Raw genomic sequence first — 20,309 nt, 5'->3', positions numbered from 1 at the left:
CAGGTGTTGATTTAATGCAGATAGACGGTTTAAACAGTGTAAGTGTATTAACCCTTATATCCGAGACCGGTCTTGATGCAAGCAAATGGAAGAGTGAAAAGCATTTTACAAGCTGGTTAGGATTAGCCCCCAATAATAAAATTTCAGGTGGAAAAATTTTATCGAGTAATACTAAAAAAGTAAAAAGCAGAGCAAATAATATTTTTAGAATAACTGCTCAAAGTTTATTAAGAAGCAATAGCTATCCTGGTGGGTTTTATAGAAGACAAAGATATAGGCTTGGCATAGAGAAAGCTATTGTAGCAACAGCACGAAAAATCGCAGTAATTTATTATAACATGTTAAAATATGGGCAATGGTATCATGATTATGGATGTGAGCATTATGAACAACAATATAAAGAAAAAAATATTAAGTATTTGAAACTAAAGGCCGGAGAACTTGGACTCGAATTGGTTGCAAAATCGGCATAATCATGAAGTTTCTTGGAAGTTACACAATATCAATAGTTATTCTCATAAATGATAAAATAATGGTGCTATCCCGCTCAACATCTACTAACTGGGAATAAGAAATGCCTTGCAATAATGATCAATTCCATTATTATTGTGAATAATTAGATTCAGCACACCCCCAGTGGTCTGAATATCCTGCTGAAACGACACTTCAATTACTAGAATGATGGATATAACAAAAATAGAATATCATATAGAAACATCTAAGGATGGACTGCCTACCCTATCTATCATTGACGAGGGAGGCAAAAAGGCATACCTGCATAGTAAATACTCTCCATCAAAGGAGAAAGACCTCCTCAATAACAAGTTCAATCCAGATAAGTACGATATGCTCATAGTTCTTGGCATAGGGTTGGGCTACCACCTTCTGCCCTTAAAAGAAATCCATGGTAAATACAGAAAGATCATACTCATAGACGCCATTAGGGATATAAAGGGCGAGATAGAAATTAATCAATCTACTGAATTTCTGACTCAATTTAGTAAGATAGTGTTTATTTGCGGCATTTCAATAGAGGAGATCAGGCCAATTCTCGAAGAACTTATTGAACTCGAAGAGACCAAAGGATTGAGTATTCTTGAACACCCCCATTCTATTAGACTATTCGACGAATATTATAAGGATATCCGGAAAATTATTGATAGAATTCTCACAAAGAAGGCAGGAAATAAGGCGACAAAGAGAGCTTTTGGCATGCTCTATCTGAAAAACATTATTAAAAACCTCTCCCTAATTCGCAATCTATATCCGGTGCAGTCTTTTTTCAACACAATGAACTCCTATTCCGCGCTAGTAATAACATCAGGCCCATCCCTTGAAAAGCATCTCCAGTCTATATACGAAAACCAGCGCCAGCTTTTTATTATCGCGGTCGATTCCAGCCTCCCTGTCCTCCTCGCAAAAAATATTATGCCGGATTTTGTAATATCCATTGATCCTCAGGCATTTACATTTGAGCATATCATTAATAATACATTAAAGTCTACTATTCCAGTGCTTACCCTATCCTCCCATCCGCTAATCTATAGCAACAATTCCTCTTTGTTGTCCCTGAATACTCACCCTTTCTCACAACTAATTGATGAACTCTTCCCGGAAGCCATAGGCTCTATTGATTCACATACAGGAACTGTGGCTGGGGACGCCTTTAATCTTGCTAATCATCTTGGATTTAAGGACATAGGTCTCTTGGGCTTTGACTTTTCCTTCCCTGAATATAAAATTTATTCTAGGGGAACAACCTATCAGAGAAGATTTTCACTATATTTTCAAAATAGATTCTCTCCCATTGAAACATTCAACCTAAACTACATAATGAAGTCCAGCAGAGGAATAAAGCATAATAACACATATACGCGCAAATCTTTTATTAACTATAAAAATTCTCTTGAAGAATATGCGGATAAAACCATGGCAAACAACCTGTACAATATTACCACATCAGGAATCCCGATAAAGGGGGCTCAGGATATATTCCTGGATGACTTTATAGAGAAGAACTGCGGGGATGATATAGATAAGAGGGGGATGATGGATAATATTTTATCCGAATCAAAGAAAATCGGTGAAATTATATCCCTCATCCGCATACAGGACATGCTCAATCACAGAGACATTTTTAATGAACTCATCCACGCCTCATTAGAAAATGATATCAATCTATCAAGATTAGAAAATATTCGCTCTCTGCTCACTTCACTCACATTATAAAGATTAATAAACACACTCTTAAAAATTGTTTTTTTCTAATATAAAGAATGCGATTTACCGATCATGTAATTGGCAATTATTACAAGAGTGTCATAATAATAATTACATTGAACCATATCAAGGACAGGTGTAAGAGAAATGGAAAATTACACGGATAAAGAAAACAAAAAAGTAAAGGAAAAGGATGTTTATCTTCTACATCTCGATATACCCAGGATCATAATAATCTCATGCACGATCATTGGGATCGTCATTATATCCTTTCTGATTGGGATGAATATCAACAAAGATACAGAAAATGATAATCCCCTGCATGATCAGTCTATTTTCAGCTCAATTCCTGATCCTACAGATAAGCTCGATATGTTTAATAACAATGGAACAACACCCCATCCGGTGGATGATGAAATTACTCTTAACCGATCAAATGATCTAAAACCCTCCCTGCCTAATAATATAATAGATTTCAACGCCTATAAGAATAATGCCCCTCCTTTAGCTGAAACAGAGGAGAAATCTTCCGATATACTGACATCAGAGAATATAAAAAACGTCATTCCTCCTGTTAAGGATGTATTAGAATCATCCTCAAATAAAACCATAAAAAAGAAAAATAAATACACCCCCCAAAAAGCAAAAAAGAAAAAAAAGGCGAGGGTTGTTGAGGTAGCAAAGAAGAAAAAGAAAAAAAGGAATTTCTCGTCAGTATCTCGTGGAAACAAAAAACAATACGCTATTCAGGTCGCCTCATATGACAAAAGATCAAAGGCTATCTCGGAAACGAACCATCTTGACAGATTAAGGTATGATTCATTTATTGAAAAGGCACAAATAAATGGCAAAAAATATTTCAGGGTCAGGGTTGGCCCAATATATTCCAAAAAGAAGGCTCTAACAATGCTGAGTGAAATCCAGGAGACGACAAGATATGGGGAGAGTTTTATGGTAAAACAGTAAGAATCGCTTCTTCATCGATTTCTCCCTCTCAACCTCATCAGGCCAAGCCATTACTGCGCACAACGACTATTGCCTGTGATAAAATAATTATTTCTCCTCAGAAATAACCGCAAAACCAGGCACCCTGTCATCATCCTCAACATCCAGAAGGGTTACGCCGGATGCCACCCTTCCTTGAATTGATATTTCACTGGCCTGCACCCTTATCATCTTGCCCTTGGCGGATGCTATTATTATCTCATCTGATGGAAAGATAGATTTTATTCCAATGGATTCTCCATTTTTATCCGTAACCTTAAGGTATGTCATCCCCTTTCCCCCCCTGCCCTTTGTAGCAAACCTTTCATAATTAACCCTCTTGCCATATCCCTTTGATGATATTACAAAAAGAGTTGAATTCTTCCGCACAACGTCCATGCTTACAATCTCATCATCCTTGCCTAACCTCATACCAATTATACCGCCGGCATTCCTTCCCATAGATCTCATCCTGCCTATATTTGTACGCAAGAGGAGCCCCATCCTTGTGGCTAATACTATATCATCATTCTTTCCAACCACCTTTACATCAACGAGTTCGTCATCCCCCTTTAATTTTACAGCTATTATGCCGCCTTTCTTGGAATTCTTAAATTCATCAATCTCTATCTTCTTTAATATTCCGTGCCTTGTTATCATACAAAAGGAGGTTCTCTCATCCCTATCAGAAAAGGAACAGACGGCAGTGACATCCTCATTGCCCGATAGATTTACTATGGCCTTCAAGGACCTTCCCCTGCCGCCCTTAGAAACCGCAGGTATCTCATAGGTCTTTAATCCAAAGACCTTACCCCTATTAGAAAACATAAATAGATTATCATGCGTTGATGAGATTGTCATCATCCGTATAAGATCTTCCCTCTTTCTATAGCTGCTTATAACGCCCTTTCCTCCCCTTCTCTGCTTCTTAAATGTGTCTACAGGCAGCCTTCTTATAAAACCGTCATTGGTTATTGTCACCACCATATCATCCTCAGCAATTAAATCTTTCATATTAAAGGTGGTTGAATCCTCTCCCCCGAGCTCTATCTGAGTTCTTCGTTCATCTCCATACTTGTCTCGAATAGCTATCAGTTCATCCTTTACAATCCCAAGGATATCCTTTTCACTCTTTAATATGCGCTTATATTCCATGATCTTCTTTAACAACTCTTCCAGTTCTTCTATTATTTTTTCAACCTCAAGGCTCGTGAGTCTCTGAAGTCTCATGTCGAGGATGGCTCTTGCTTGAATCTGACTGAGTTTAAATCTCTTTATGAGGCTCTTTTCCGCATCATTGACCGTTCTTGAGGACCTTATTATTCTTATTACCTCGTCAATATTATCGAGAGCGATTTTCAGGCCCTCTAATATATGAGCCCTTTCCTCAGCCTTTCTCAGTTCATACTTAATTCGCCTGATAACAACTTCTCTTCTATGCGACACATAGGAGGAGAGCATGCTCTTAATATCGAGAACCTTAGGTTCCCCATCCACAAGGGATAGAAGGATAATCCCAAAAGAGGTTTGTAAGGAAGTGTGTTTATATAGTTGATTTATAATTACATTTGAATTGGCATCACGCTTTAAACCAATTACAATCCTAAATCCGGATCTATCGGATTCATCCCTTAGCTCCGCTATTCCCTCGACAATCCTATTATTGACAAGATCAGCGATTCGGCTAACCAAGTCTGCCTTATTTACCTGATATGGAATTTCGGATATTATTATAGTCTCCCTTCCCTTCTTGGTTTCCTCAATCTCAACCCTTCCACGTATGATAACGCTTCCCCTTCCAGTAGAATAGGCCTTATAAATCCCATCAGATCCCATTATAATTCCATGTGTGGGAAAATCAGGTCCCTTTATATGTCTCATTAATTCCTTTATGTCTATCTTTGGTTCATCAATTAGGGCTATCGTTCCATTAATAATTTCACACAGATTATGCGGGGGTATATTTGTGGCCATACCAACAGCAATGCCTGATGAGCCATTAACAAGAAGATTTGGATAGGCCGTAGGAAGAACCGTAGGCTCCTTTCTCGATTCATCAAAGGTAGGAACAAAATCTACTGTGTCCTTATCAATATCGCGTAGGAGTTCTTCAGCTATCCTTTGAAGACGAGCCTCAGTGTATCTGTACGCGGCAGGTGGGTCACCATCTACTGATCCGAAATTTCCCTGTCCATCTATTAGGGGAATACGCATAGAAAAGTCCTGAACCATCCTTACGAGTGTATCATAGACAGCAGCATCTCCATGGGGATGATAATTTCCTATTACCTCGCCAACGATCTTCGCGGACTTAACATAGGGTCGATCTCCCCTCCAAGCCCTCTCGTTCATTGCAAAGAGAATCCTTCTGTGTACCGGCTTGAGACCATCCCTCACATCAGGGAGAGCCCTTCGAACGATCACGCTCATTGCGTAATCTAAATAAGAACTCTTCATCTGTTCTTCAATTTCAACATTGATTATGTTTTCTTTTTGTTTATCCATAATTTTACTTCTGCCTAAAGATCAAGATTCCTGACGCACTTAGCGTTAGCCTCAATAAATCTTCTTCTCGGTTCTACAACGTCTCCCATGAGCACTGAAAAGATTTCCTCCGCTTCAACCTCGTCATCCATGTTAACCTTTAATATTGTTCTGCTTTCTGGATCCATTGTAGTATCCCATAGCTGATCGGGATTCATCTCCCCAAGCCCTTTATACCTCTGGATAACAACCTTAGAACTATCAACCCCATCCAAGATTCTATCCCTCTCTTCATCGTTATATACATATGACGATTTATTATTTATCTTTATGTTATATAGAGGCGGCTGCGCAATATACAGATACCCAGCCCGGATAATCTCAGGCATATATCTGAAAAAAAGCGTAAGAAGAAGCGTTCTAATATGGGAGCCATCTACATCCGCATCTGTCATAATTATTATTTTATGATATCTTGTCCTGGAAATATCGAATTCGTCGCTACCAACCCCTGTGCCTATAGCAGTAATAATTGTCTTAATCTCCTCATTCGATAGGATTTTGTCCAACCTCGACTTCTCAACATTTAATATTTTCCCCTTTAACGGCAGAATAGCCTGAAATTTTCTATCCCTTCCCTGTTTCGCAGACCCCCCTGCTGAATCCCCCTCAACGAGATATAGCTCACATATTGATGGATCCCTTTCAGAACAATCAGCAAGCTTTCCTGGAAGGGTATCATTTTCTAGGGCGTTCTTCCTTCTCATCAAATCCTTTGCCTTCTTTGCGGCCATTCTAGCCCTTGCGCTTAAGATACACTTCTCTAGTATCTTTTTTACAACCTGCGGATTTTCTTCAAATTGATAACTTAAATATTCATTAGTAGCAGACTCCACAATACCCTTAATCTCGCTATTCCCCAGCTTCATCTTTGTTTGTCCCTCAAACTGTGGATTTGTGAGTTTTACACTTATAATCGCTATTAGACCCTCCCTTACATCATCACCAGAAAAAAGATTTGGCAACTTCTTATCTAGACCCTCCTTTTTTAGAAACTCGTTGAATACCCTTGTTAATGCTGATTTAAATCCAGAGAGATGAGTTCCACCCTCTCTTGTATTGATGTTATTTGCATAGGTATAAACCGTTTCATTATATATATCTATATACTTCATTGCTATTTCAATATCAACGTTATCCCTGACTGTATGAAAATATATTGGCTTCTTAATGATTGAAGTCTTGTTCTCGCTAAGATGCTGAACAAAGGATACAAGCCCTCCCTTAAACTGAAAGATGTGTTCCTTGCCCTTTGCTCTGTTATCAATTAACACTATTCGAACCCCCGCATTTAAAAATGCAAGCTCTCGTAATCTTTTAGATAATGTATCAAAATTAAAATCTGTTACCTCAAAGATTTTACTATCTGGTTTAAAAATAATCTTTGTGCCCCTTTTTTTTATATTACCCACTATCTTAACATCTTCTTTATAAGCTCCTCTAACGTAACTTTGTGTATATATCTTGCCATCTCGGTATACCTCAACGGTCATCTTCTCAGATAGCGCATTCACTACTGATATTCCAACGCCATGAAGTCCGCCTGAAACCTTATAGCTTTTATTATCAAACTTTCCACCAGCATGTAGTTTTGTTAATACAATCTCAAGTGCGGATCTCTTATATACAGGATGAAGGTCAATCGGTATTCCTCGGCCATTGTCAATCACCTCAATTGTATTATCCCTTGTTATTGTTACAGTTATATTATCACAAAAACCAGCAATAACCTCATCAATAGAGTTATCTACAACCTCATATACAAGATGATGCAATCCGTTATAATCAGTTGAACCGATATACATAGCAGGCCTTTTTCTAACTGCCTCAAGTCCCTCTAACACCTGTATGTTATCTGCTCTATATTCTGAACTCATAATCAATTCTCCATGTTAACAAATTTCATAATTCATTTTTTATACTATTCAACATTATTACCCCATCTATGGCACTAATGTCAAAACCTGCTCTGCTGATTATTGTATAGGGACTTATCTTGCTTGTAATAGTGCAATTTTTCCTATCCACAATAAGGGCTTTATCGCCAGCATCAACCTTTTCCAAATATTTATTGTTCCTTTCTGATATTTTAAGAGTCTCAATATTAAATATACCAACAATCTCTTTATCAGATACGATCATCCTTTTTCCAACATGTATGTACATCATCCCTCCTGTTATCACTCTTTTTTCTTCCTGCAAATATTATTTTTTTTACCTCCATTCTAAGATTATTTATAATCTTTACACCCATTCTCTCATTTATCTCACTTATAATCATATCTCTCATCAGTGATAGTTCATTAGAGAATACAGCATGATCAACATGAATGAACAAAACCTTCTTAAAAATTCTATCGGGTTTACTGTGAGTGGCGATTAAATCTCCTACAATATTGGTCCAATCCTTCCTTATTCTCTCAATCAAAAAAGATTGTTCTAAATTAAATTCCTTAATGATTGATGGCAAAATGTTGCCAATAGTATTTAATCTACCCACCCTTTCCTTATTAATTTTGAATTTCATTGTTCTGTTACAATCCCCCCTGAATTGATTTGAAAGACTTTATAATTATCAGATTTAAATATCTCCCTATTCTCCACCATAGTAACTATAACCTGTTCGTTATCCTTAAAGGTTTTTATCATATTTTTTTTTCTTTCTTCGTCAAGTTCTGAAAATATATCATCAATTAGTATTATTGATCTCTTCCCTGTTTCGCTTTCAATAAATTTATATTCAGCAATCTTTAGGGATATTGTTGCAGTTCTTTTCTGTCCTTGAGATGCAAAGTTCTTAAATTTGACTCCTCTCCTGTTAATTAAACAATAATCATCCCTCTGAGGTCCCAAACTGCTGGATCCTATAGAAATATCTCTCTTTCTATTCCTTAACAACTCATTAATTATATCATCCTTATCAATTGAATTCAATGTATTTAAATATTCGATATTTGGATGTTCATCATCCTTACATATATCTATGTAAGCCTGTTTGAATGATTCCTTATATCTGGTTAAAAACTCTATTCTTCTTTTTATAATATAATTAGCTTTATCTGCAAATAAAGTATCCCACACATCCAGTTCATCATAATTTAAACTCATTCCCTGCTTTTTGTGCTTTAACAGAGTATTTCTTGAGGATAATATCTTTTTAAAATTTTTAAGATTTATTAAATACTCTTTATCAATCTTGGAAATAATACCATCGAAAAATCTACGTCTTACATCAGGCGTCATCATGATTATATTTATATCTTCTGGTATAAGGCTTACACTTAAGAATCTGCCATAATAATCAGATGTTCTGTTTATAGAGATGCCATCAATCTTTGCCCTCTTTTTCAATCTATTATTGATAATAGCGCATCCAATCTCGAACATTGAATTTTCATTATTCTCCACTTCAGAACAACAGTAATAAGAAGTTTCCCCCCATTTGATCAAATCTGAATCAATTACACCCCTAAATGATCTTGAATTTGATGTTATTGATATAGCTTCAATTATATTTGTCTTCCCAACCGCATTAGGTCCTATAATATAATTGAATCCAGAATAAAATTCCAGTTCAAGCTCACTATAGTTTCTAAAATTCTTAGTCCTTAACCTCCTAATATACATTTCTCTGTCATCTATTTAGGTAAATATATATCTTAAACATATAATTATTATTAAATTGATATATAATAATTTTCACAATATGTGAAGATCATTATACATACTATGATTAAATTCTTTATTTCATTTTAATTGGCATTATTACTGATAAGTAATTATTGTCATCTTCGGGTGAGAAAGCAACAGGGCTCATTGAACCTGTTATGCTAATTATGACGGAATGAGAATCTATCTCTTTTATTGAATCCATTATAAATTGAGCATTCAATCCTATAGATATTTCTTCATTTGAGTCGGATTCAATGGGTATCTCTTCAATAGATTCTCCTAATTCTGGAGTTTTTGCTTCTATAGTTAAAACATCTTTTTTAAAATGTAAAATAATTTTATATGATGGTTCTCTTGTAAAGATAATTGCTCTTCTCAATGAATCCATTAGTCTATTTTTTTGAACAAGGGCTTTAAATATAAACTCTACCGGGATTACCTGTTTATAGTTCGGAAATTGTCCATCAACAATTCTTGACATCAATTCAGTCCTTCCTAGATTAAAGAAACACTGATTATTCTTTAAGATAAATTTACATCTTCCTTCATTTTCCAATAATCTAAATAGCTCATTTGCTGCTTTTAGAGGTAAAATTATACCCTCCTCTAAATTAACATCCCCCTCAATAGGCTTTGAAGCGATTGATAGTCTTCTTGAATCAGTTGCAACCATTGTCAGATTATTTTGATTATTGTAACTCATGAATATTCCATGAAATACCGGCTTTGTAGTATCCTTTGCAGCTGCATATATTACCTTTCTTATCATCTCCTTTAAAATATCGTTTTCAATCTCTATAGCATTATCATCAGGAAGGATTGGTAAATCAGGAAATTCGCTTGCATCCTTTCCTATAATTTTTGAATATCCCTTAATATCACTTGAACTGGAATGCATTTCAATCAAGTAGGATTCGCTTATTTCTAATTTAATGTGACCCTTTGGCAATTCCTTGAGAATACCAGTAAAGATCTTCCCATCCACTGTAAAGGAATCCTCAAAATCTGATTTAGCATCAATTCTTGTCCTAATACCTATTTCATTATCAGTGGATACTATCTCTATTTCATCTTTTATTACATTAAAGAGACAGTTAGATATTGCAGTATTTATATTTTTTGAGGATATTACAGAATCAGCAATATTTAGAGATTTTAGCAATTGATCTTTATCTACTTCTATTTTCATAAAGTCTTTTTTTACTTACTAATATTATATTAAATATATAATATATTATATAGTAGTAGTAATAGTAATACTAAAATTTGTTATTAACTTCGTAAATACTGAAATTAACAGGGATTATGTCATTTATAACCTGTTAATATAAAGAAGACAAATATTCATAAATCAATAAAAAAAGTAAGCCTAACATAATAATTTTTAATAATAATAAAAAGATATTCTATAATCAGGTTATCCACGGGTAACTTAAACCATATTAACATTGTATTAACACTTCAATTCAGAGATCATATCTTCTATTATCTCTTTTATATCTTCATCCTCTTCTTTAATTTTTTCAATATTATTCATGGCATTTATTATAGTTGAGTGATCTCTGTCACCAAATTCCTTGCCTATTTCAGTAGTTGTCAGGTTTGTAAGTCTTCTTGATAGATAAATTGCTACGAATCGTGGTAGCACTATTCTGCTATGTCTGCTTTTTGATTTTAGATCATCAATGGTTATATTCATCTTCTCAGAGACCTTTGCCATTATTGTGGGGATAGTAATTTTTTTATCTGAATCATCATCAAAGAGTTGTCTTAAATGGGTCTTCGCATGATGTATATTGATTGGATCATTGCTCAACGCTGATACCATATTTAGTCTGGTAAGGGCGGCTTCAAGAGCTCTAATATTTGATTTTATTCTCCTGGCTATATAATTAAGCACTTCATCTGGTATATCTATCCCCTCTTTTTCAGCCTTATTTCTTAGTATAGCCTCTCTAGTTTCTAGGTTTGGCGCCTGAATATCAGTTATTAGTCCCCATTCAAACCTTGTTCTAAGTCTCTCCTCAAGGGTAGAAAGCTCCTTCGGGGGTCTGTCGCTTGAGATGACTATCTGTTTTTTATTATTATAAAGTGTATTGAAAGTATGAAAGAACTCTTCCTGTGTTTGCTCCTTTTTTTCAATAAATTGGATATCATCTATAAGCAGAACATCCACATTTCTATAATTAATTTTAAAGCTGGTTATTGTATTAGTTCTGATTGCTTGAATAAATTCGTTGATAAACTGTTCAAATGGCAAATATAAAATCCTCAGATATGATTTTATATTCAATATTGAGTGTGCTATTGCCTGTAACAGGTGGGTTTTACCAAGACCTGTTTCTCCATATATAAAAAGAGGATTGTATTGTGATGCAGGAGACCTGGAAACAGAGACAGCAGCTGCATGAGCAAGCTGATTGTTTGGGCCAACAACAAAGTTGTTAAATGTATATTGGGGATATAGCATGGAAGATGTATATTCAGCATTATTTTTAATTTCAATATTTCTATCTAGTGTTTGTTCAATATTATCAGCAGAGGAATGAGAATTATTGTTAGAAACAAATTGGCAGGATAAATTTCTGCCTGTAGTTTCCTTTAGGGCAGATCTAATTATAGATGAGTAGTTATCTGATATATGTCGTTTTGCTACTTCATCAGGCACCTCAATATTAATGGTATTTTCAGAGATGGATAGGGGTTTTGTGTCCTTAAGCCACATTTCAAATGATTGTTTGTTTATATCTGGTTTAATAGTTGTTAATACCTTATTCCATATCTCGTTATCCATATTCATATCCCTATTAATTATTAACAATTGTTGATAACTTTGTTTATAAAAGTACACACTCCGTATTTTTTGTAGAAATTATTTTCATAATAATTATCAGGACATAGTAATATATATTTTTACATATAAATCTATTCTTTGTCACTACATTCTAATGAGTTTAAAGCGGATAGAATGAAATTACATAATTTCTTCAGATTAGAATGAAAATGAAGTTATTTCTCAGCGGTTAATATTGCGTTAACTCAACAATTCTTAATACTCTTAATTCTCTTTAATTTATATTGCAACAAATAATTTTATCTTTTATATAAATAACAAAAAAAGTTAATAATTCTTGATAGGGTATGGATAAATAGTTAATAAGCTGAATATATTGTTGATAACTATGTTGATATAATGAGAGATATTGTTATTGTTTTGTTAATAATATCTAATTTGATATAAAATCCATATATCGTTGAAGGGAGTCGGGTAATATACTGTTTGTATCCATATACTTTTTATACTTCCTCTGATAATTATTTATTCGTCTTTCTAATAAATTATTATATCTTGATGCTATTTCAGTAAAGGCTGGCATATTTTCTAGTTTAGACCTTAGTTCCTTTTTGAATGGAATATGTTTATAAAACATATCCCTTATTACACTATTCAGTCTCATGACGCCATCCTTTTCAAATAATACCCACATTATATAATCATCTGCAAACCTATCCCGGTTTGTTCTTAGACTCTTAAATCTTTCTGATATTTTATCCTTGGTTTCTGCTGAGAGTTTTGAATTTTTTTTATAAAAGTTCACATAATCAAAATATGCGCCAGTAATTCCGCCCTCAACAGGATCAGCCCACATTCCACCCTTGATGGTTCTATTTAATTCCCATCGAAAGCAGGCAAGGGTATGAGCCATACTCTTAGTCAAGTCTCCAGAAAAGAGTATGGGAACCACTATTCTTCCCTTTGTCTTTCTGTTTTTGCCATCTAACTCTTGCCATAGCATTGTCTTTGTTCCAAAAGATGGGAGCAGAATGATGTTTGGTATAACCTCCTCTTGTATAATCTCTCTTGCTTCATCCAGTTTAACTACTGTTTCTCTGTAAAAAACAGAGAAATCAACATCCATTAGCTTTTTTATCACAGACTCAATCTTTTCCTTAGATGTATAGTATTTAGAGGGATTTCCTTTTATGGTCATTGAGGTTAAAATTGGAAAGGCCGTTGCTGTGGAACCGGAGCAGACTGCTACAGTAGTAAACAATCGATGATCTATCTCATACATCGCTTTTTTTATATTTTCATCTTCAACCTCAATATTGCTGCCTTTCTTGGATTTTTTTTTATGTTTTTCTTCTTCTCTTAAAAAAGCCTCGTAAGATAAACCCATCTCTGTGATGCTGGCGTTTTCTTCGCCATTGTAGATCTTTGTAAGAAATTCATCCTCAAAGAGTATTGGAGTATTAGTCTTCTCTTCTCTCTTTGACATCAATTCATCTAATTCTAATATCTGATTCTCTTCAAGGAGAGTCTCATCTATAAAACCAAATCTCATCATCATACGTACTGATGGGGGAGAAACCGATTCATTTTGATTTCTTATGTAAACCTGTTTGAAAAGATCCCAATACAGATTACTTATGTGCCGTCTTGATTTCCTTCCATCAGACTCTGTATTGAATGGATTTTTCATACTCTTAAAATTTGTTAAAGTTTTTAGAAAGTTTCCCTGAAATTCCTTATCAATAAGTGCAAATTCGAATATCTGATGTAAGGAGTTATGATAATCTCTTATGGAGTTTCCTGTAATCTTTCCTTGTTTAACAGATTTATTCTCAATTTTGCTCTTCATGGATTGATGAAATTTATTAATAGCATTAAATCCAGGATATTTTAGGGTAGGATTTTCTCCAAAAAGTGTTTTATAATAAGTGATGATTTTCGCTAAAATTGATATTAAATTTTTAGTAAAATCAATTGATAATCGGCCACTCCTAAACCATTCATTAATTCCCCCTTCATTAACTAGATAGGATGACCAACTTAAATCTGAGCCAAAAAGGTTTGTCATCTCTTTATCAATTTCTTTTTGAATTGATTCTATTCTGTCCAATATTTTAATAATATTATCTGACAAGATATCGATCATATCTTCACAAATGGATGAGTCCTCATTTATAATAGATGCAAAGGTTTTAACCCTTAATTTTAGAAACTTTTGAATGAATTTGCACTGTTTAGTATCCACCAGAGATTCTATTGGTAATCCTGGGAATGAATACTTCTTCTTTAATTGATTGCTGTTATCAGCGATTAAAAACTTTGCGTCAAACTCTGAAGGCAAGGATCCTTGGTTATTCAAGAATGCCTTATATAGGATTTCTGATTTTTCTTGTAATTTATCAGAGGTGTTTGTTTTTGATAGGGTTTTAAACATAAGAGAAAAATTATCATCTATTTTGCAGAGATTTTGATATAGCTTTGCATAACTGTGTGTGTCTGCAATGGAAGCCTCCAGTCGTTTCAAGAGGTGAATCACTATGTTTAATGATAGGCTTGGATCTTCTCTTGCAATGTCGCTTAATTTTCTATTTTTTATTGGATGTTTTGAAATTTGAGAATCTTCAAGAACCCTGATTGATTTTTTATAGGGTCCTTTAAAGGGAACGCTTAGATATGAGATAAGCGTCTTTTCCTTAATGATGCCAACTCTTCTGCTTTTTGAAATAATAATATCAGGATCAAGTCCTTCATATTCAGGGGGGGTTGATAGGATCTCTAGGATTCCACTGTGAATATAATGCAAATATTCTGGATTTTGTCCCTGAACAATCAAGAGGTTGCCCTTTTTTAATAATTCAGCGTTTTTAGTATCAACAATGTCCATTACAAAACCTAATTGGTCTCTGGTTGATTCTCATTATGAGCGATAAAAGCAGTAACGTAGTATTATATAATAAAAGCTATTTAATTTCAACAAAATTAGCCTATTACCAGCAACCCTCCCTGTCTAGGCTTGATAAAAATATTAGATTATTTCTCAGTATTTCGTAGCAAATTTAAATATTCCTCCCACTCGACTGGGAGAAGATATTTTTTTTTATTATTACAATCCTTACAAGCTGGAACAATATTGACCTTCTCTGATCTACCCCCCCTTGATAGGGGTATTAGATGATCCATCGTTAGGTTATCTGGAGAGCATTTCCCCCCACAATAATGACATACTCCTGTGGCTGTTTTCCTCCTCCACCATGAAGAGTTTCGGAGCGATCTTGCCTTCATCTTTTCTTTAGCTATAAATTCATCCACTGTGTATGTGAATTCGTTAATTTCAGATCTTAATCTATCCCTTTTACCTTTTTTTTCTTTTTTCGGACGCATAATTTATTTAATATTGATAATCAAAAGAATATTCTATGATCTAATGGAATAACGGATTGCATTATTACCTATCATATCTGTCAATTTATTAATGAGCTTTTTCGATGGCATAATATTAAAGGAGGGATGAACGTTTATGATTTTTTCCTTGTCTCCATTTTCACTTACATGAAAGTACACTGGGCAGGTTCCACTATTATCAACAATAATTGATTTCAGGTTTTCAATGGTAGTCTCTTTTATTTCTTCTGGTATGATTCTAATGTGTATGGCTGATATTGAATCATTTAGAAAATCTCTTAATGCCTGTATCTCATTCACTATGATTCTTCGCAGATTATCCTCTTCAAACTCAATATTTCCCTTAACCATTATAATATCCTCGCTGGATAATATCTCTTCATATTTTGAAAGGATATTGGGTCGAAATATTGCTTCAATAATGCCTTCCAAATCTTCAAGATTCCCAATAGCAAAGCGATTGCCATTTCTTGAGGTTTTAACATTTACGTTGCTTATGATCCCGATAATTGAAGCCTCCCCAATATCCTTATTTTCTGCTAATTCAGATATGGAAAGGCAGGATAAGGCCTTAATCTCAGTTTCATAATCAGCCAATGGGTGGCTGGATATATATACTCCAAGTACTTCTTTTTCAAAGGATAGTATCAAGTGATTATCCCATTCACAAACTTCATTAAAATCAATATTGACAAATTCAACTTCAGTGGATTCATCATTATTAAACTCAAACAGATTGCCCTGCCCTGTGGCCTTATCCATCTGAAGTTGTTTCGCTGTTTCAACCAGTGTATCAACTGAAGCAAAGAGGGTTGCCCTGTTTATATAAATAGAATCAAAAGCGCCAGCCTTTATGAGTGATTCTATGACTCCACGGTTAATAGTTACGATATCTGTATTTGCTAAAAAGTCCTGTAAGGTTTTAAACCCTTCTATTCTATCCCTTGAATCAATAATAGATTGTATTGCCTTTTCTCCGATACCCTTTATTGCTCCTAAACCGAATCTTATTGATTTATCCTCTATGAGAAAATCCATTCCACTGTAATTAACATCTGGTGGCAAAATTTGAATGCCGCTTGACCAGCAATCCTTAATATATTTGATAATATTGCTTTGGTTATCTTGTTGGGTTGAGAGAAGAGCTGTCATATATTCAAAGGGATAGTTAGCCTTTAGGTAGGCTGTATGATATGCCACCATGGCATATGCAGCAGAATGAGATTTGTTGAATCCATACCTGCCGAATTTCTTCATCATTGAGAATATCTCCCCTGATATTCTGTTGTCTATATTTTTTTGTTTTGCTCCATTGATGAATTTTTCTTCCATTTCATCAATCTCTTTGGGTTTCTTTTTACTCATGGCCTTTCTTAGGGTATCGGCTTCTGAGAGTGTAAAGCCTCCCATAATTTGCGAGATTAGCATCACCTGTTCCTGATAAACAATAACCCCAAGGGTATCCATTAGAATTTGCTCAAGGGTTGGGTGAGGATACTTTATTCTTTCTGGATTCTTTTTTCTCGTTATATAGTCGTCAACCATTCCCGAATCCAATGGACCAGGTCTGTAGAGAGCTACAATTGCGATTATCTCCTCAAAACTTGTGGGTCCCAGTTTCCTCAGTATGCTCTGCATACCGGAACTCTCAAGTTGAAAAACACCACAGGTCTCTGCCTTCTGTAATAATGAAAAGGTTGATTTATCATCCAGTGGTATGTTGTTAATATCAATGACCTCACCCCTTCTATTTTCAATCAAGTGGAGGCACTTATCGATGATGGTAAGATTCTTTACACCAAGTATATCCATCTTAACAAGGCCCGCAGATTCTAAACTCATCTTCTCGTACTGTGATGATATGCTGCCATCAACTGAATCCCTATAAAGGGGGACATATTCTGTGATTGGATCTTTTGATATTACGACTCCGGCTGCATGCTTGCCCGCTGATCTGATTACACCCTCTAAGGCAAGGGAGATATCTATCAGCATCTTCCCCTTATTAGAATTCTTATAGAAATTATTAAATTCTTCCGATTTTTGTAAGACATCATCAAGTGAGTTCTCAGTAATATACTTGCTTATCTGATTTGACTCAGAGTATGGAATATTCAAAACCCTTGCCACATCCTTTATAACTGCCTTAGCCTTCATCTTGTTGAAAGTAATTATTTGGCTTACGTGATCTTCCCCGCCATATTTCTCCTTAACGTATTCGATAACCTCATCTCTCCTTTCAGCGCAAAAATCAATATCCATATCAGGCATTTCATTTCTATCTGGATTGAGGAATCTCTCAAATAGAAGATTGTACTTAATTGGATTAAGACTTGTAATTCCGAGGCAATATGATATCATTGATCCTGCAGCAGAACCCCTGCCAGGGCCAACAAGGATTTTTTTGCTTTTGGCATAGTTAATAAAGTCCCATACTATTAGAAAATACCCTGAGAAATGCATACTCGTAATAACTTTGAGTTCATGCTCAATCCGCCTTTTTACATCTTCTGGAATATTATCATTAAAACGCTTTGTAGCTCCTTTGTACACAAGGTGCTTTAGATATGAATCGAGAGTATATCCATCAGGAACCGTAAAATTTGGCAATATTGCATTGCCAAGGCTTAACTTGATATCAATCATATCCAATATTTTACAGGTATTGGATAACGCCTCAGGGTAATCCGAGAATAAGGCATGCATCTGCTCTGGTGTTTTGAAAAAAAATTGATCAGAAGAGAACCTCATTCTATTTTCATCTTCGAATGTTTTACCGGTTTGTATGCATAACAGTACATCATGAGAGCGGGCATCTTTTTGCTCAGGGTAATGGCAGTCATTTGTTACGATTAGAGGTATTTCCAATGATTTGGAGATATTTATTAGTTCTGAATTAGCTTTTTTCTGTTCCGATAAACCATGATCCTGTAATTCTAAATAAAAATGTTCCTTGCCGAATAGTTCTTGATAGATTCCTGCGTATTTTGATGCCTCCTCTTTTTTTCCCCTTAATATAAGTGATGGTATCTCTCCCTTTATACAAGAGCTTAAACATATTAAACCATCTTTATGCTTCTCTAATATTTCAAGATCTATCCTTGGCTTATAATAAAATCCCTCAACATAACCTATGGATGAGAGCTTCATAAGGTTTTTATAACCTGTTGCGTTTTTTGCTAACAAGAGGAGATGGTTAGAAGGATCATTACCATTTTCCTTTCCGGATTTTTCAAATCTGGATTTTGGCGCAATATAGAATTCCTCTCCGATTATAGGCTTTATGCCTGCCTTCTGTGCCTTTTGATAGAATTCCAATGCCCCGAACATATTTCCATGGTCAGTGAGAGCTACACCCGGCATATCCATCTCTATTGCCTTAGAGATAAGCTTATCAATTGTTATAGCGCCATCTAATATGGAGTAATCAGAGTGATTATGTAGGTGTATGAAGTCCATGGTTTAGATCATTTCATTATGGGACATAATTTCAAGCATAAAATAAATTATCATTAGAATATTGTAGGGATAAATTATGGTATATGGAATCATACAATTTCAGATTTACTTTTTCCATGCATTAGGGTATGTCCATAGATTAAATATTATTGCGATAGCTTACCTTCTTTTCTATATATAAATGAGCATAATTCTGTCCATTATTGGTTTTTAATTACTTGAATTTCGATATTGCATTATCTAAAGCATTCTTTAATTCATCCCAAGATTTTTTCAAGCCTATCTTTATTTCTATAAATGCTTTTTCACCTGCATTCTTCTGTTCTTCCAGTTTTTCTGCCACCTCATCACGCTTGATACGCAATGTCTCTATGGTTTCGTTATATTCCTTTTTTGCCTCAACCCTAGCCTTGCTCGCAAGTTCATCGATCTTGATGCTCAATTCTGAAAGTTGAGTGCTCATATTCTCATTTAAATTCTTCCAAAGATCATTACGCTTTGAGCGCAGGTCATCTAAAGTCCTGTCATACTTGGTCTTTACCTCTGACCTTGCCTTGTCTGTCAATATTAATATTTTAGAGCCTAAATCCTGTAGTTGGCATTCTAACTTCTGCCAATATTCTTCTCCCTTTCCCATACTATTACTCCTTTCCTTGTTTTAGCAAATATTAATTATTTAGAGTTGTATAAAGGGGATATCCCATTCAATGATGTAAATTAGATGGTATCTCCTTGATCATTAATAGATAATATGCCAAGTTAAAATATAATAAGAAGGAGTTAACCATCATGTAAAATAATGAAATAAAAGTAATAAAAGATCAAGCAAGTATTGTTGAAATTGAAGAAGAAGTATTAAATAAAAAGTCAAAGGAATAATTATTGATGCAAAATATATCCGTGCAATCATCCACAGGCAGTCACAGGGATGCCTATTCTCCTAAACTCATTTTAATAAGGTTTACGAAAAGATTATATCCAAAATTAACCTCCTTTTCATTTTAACTCCTCGAGATCATAAGATTAAAGGGAGGTAGTATATAGTATATTAGGAAGTCAAAATTGTGATAAAGGACATACTCAAAAAATCAAATGAAATGCTTTACTAAGCAGGATAAGGATTCTCCCCCTTACAGGCAAGGCATATCTCTTCATCTTCTTCTAATGGGAAAGCTTCATTGCACATTGCACAGATAGCAATACTGCCCTTCTTTTTCTTTTCCATATATTGGGG

General features: G+C 34.7%; 14 protein-coding genes. 3 read left to right on the top strand and 11 right to left on the bottom strand.

Going from position 1 to position 20,309, the window contains the following annotated elements; all coding sequences use genetic code 11:
• The 3 genes from SVZ03_06100 to SVZ03_06090 all read left to right on the top strand — a co-directional run.
• A partial coding sequence (locus tag SVZ03_06100; GenBank protein MDY6933781.1) for a transposase occupies positions 1–473 on the top strand: 473 nt, incomplete at its 5' end.
• A 205-nt stretch (positions 474–678) separates the two neighbouring features.
• Positions 679–2,229: a 6-hydroxymethylpterin diphosphokinase MptE-like protein gene (locus tag SVZ03_06095; GenBank protein ID MDY6933780.1), complete on the top strand. Its 1,551-nt coding sequence runs from the start codon at positions 679–681 to the stop codon at positions 2,227–2,229.
• A 138-nt stretch (positions 2,230–2,367) separates the two neighbouring features.
• Positions 2,368–3,186 (top strand): SPOR domain-containing protein, encoded by an 819-nt coding sequence (locus tag SVZ03_06090; protein ID MDY6933779.1) that lies wholly within the window; start codon positions 2,368–2,370, stop codon positions 3,184–3,186.
• Between the two features lie 87 nt (positions 3,187–3,273).
• Here SVZ03_06090 and gyrA read toward each other — a convergent pair whose 3' ends face one another.
• From gyrA to SVZ03_06035, 11 genes are all read right to left on the bottom strand, one after another.
• Positions 3,274–5,709, bottom strand: a complete 2,436-nt coding sequence (gene gyrA, locus SVZ03_06085) for a DNA gyrase subunit A (GenBank protein ID MDY6933778.1) — start codon at positions 5,707–5,709, stop codon at positions 3,274–3,276.
• Positions 5,710–5,723: 14 nt separating this feature from the next.
• The gene (gene gyrB / locus SVZ03_06080) at positions 5,724–7,625 is read right to left on the bottom strand and encodes a DNA topoisomerase (ATP-hydrolyzing) subunit B (protein ID MDY6933777.1); all 1,902 of its coding nucleotides are present in this window, start codon (positions 7,623–7,625) and stop codon (positions 5,724–5,726) included.
• Between the two features lie 25 nt (positions 7,626–7,650).
• Positions 7,651–7,890, bottom strand: coding sequence for a hypothetical protein (locus tag SVZ03_06075; protein ID MDY6933776.1), 240 nt, complete (start codon positions 7,888–7,890; stop codon positions 7,651–7,653).
• Positions 7,877–8,275 (bottom strand): DUF721 domain-containing protein, encoded by a 399-nt coding sequence (locus tag SVZ03_06070; protein ID MDY6933775.1) that lies wholly within the window; start codon positions 8,273–8,275, stop codon positions 7,877–7,879. The genes SVZ03_06075 and SVZ03_06070 overlap by 14 nt, the downstream gene beginning before the upstream one ends.
• Positions 8,272–9,375, bottom strand: a complete 1,104-nt coding sequence (gene recF, locus SVZ03_06065; protein ID MDY6933774.1) for a DNA replication and repair protein RecF — start codon at positions 9,373–9,375, stop codon at positions 8,272–8,274. The genes SVZ03_06070 and recF overlap by 4 nt, the downstream gene beginning before the upstream one ends.
• A 115-nt stretch (positions 9,376–9,490) precedes the next feature.
• Positions 9,491–10,609, bottom strand: coding sequence for a DNA polymerase III subunit beta (gene dnaN, locus SVZ03_06060; GenBank protein MDY6933773.1), 1,119 nt, complete (start codon positions 10,607–10,609; stop codon positions 9,491–9,493).
• Positions 10,610–10,873: 264 nt separating this feature from the next.
• Positions 10,874–12,214: a chromosomal replication initiator protein DnaA gene (gene dnaA, locus SVZ03_06055; protein MDY6933772.1), complete on the bottom strand. Its 1,341-nt coding sequence runs from the start codon at positions 12,212–12,214 to the stop codon at positions 10,874–10,876.
• A gap of 433 nt (positions 12,215–12,647) precedes the next feature.
• On the bottom strand, positions 12,648–15,098 hold the full coding sequence (locus SVZ03_06050; protein MDY6933771.1) for a hypothetical protein: 2,451 nt from the start codon (positions 15,096–15,098) through the stop codon (positions 12,648–12,650).
• Between the two features lie 146 nt (positions 15,099–15,244).
• Positions 15,245–15,595 (bottom strand): HNH endonuclease signature motif containing protein, encoded by a 351-nt coding sequence (locus SVZ03_06045; GenBank protein ID MDY6933770.1) that lies wholly within the window; start codon positions 15,593–15,595, stop codon positions 15,245–15,247.
• Between the two features lie 33 nt (positions 15,596–15,628).
• Positions 15,629–19,075 (bottom strand): DNA polymerase III subunit alpha, encoded by a 3,447-nt coding sequence (dnaE, locus tag SVZ03_06040; protein ID MDY6933769.1) that lies wholly within the window; start codon positions 19,073–19,075, stop codon positions 15,629–15,631.
• Positions 19,076–19,289: 214 nt separating this feature from the next.
• Complete coding sequence (locus tag SVZ03_06035; protein MDY6933768.1) at positions 19,290–19,712, bottom strand: hypothetical protein; 423 nt, start codon at positions 19,710–19,712, stop codon at positions 19,290–19,292.
• Positions 19,713–20,309: the final 597 nt, after the last annotated feature.

Source organism: Spirochaetota bacterium, from assembly GCA_034190085.1.
Classification (GTDB): domain Bacteria; phylum Spirochaetota; class UBA4802; order UBA4802; family JAFGDQ01; genus JAXHTS01.
Note: the sequence above shows the minus strand (reverse complement) of the source record. Positions and strands in the feature narration are given on the sequence as shown.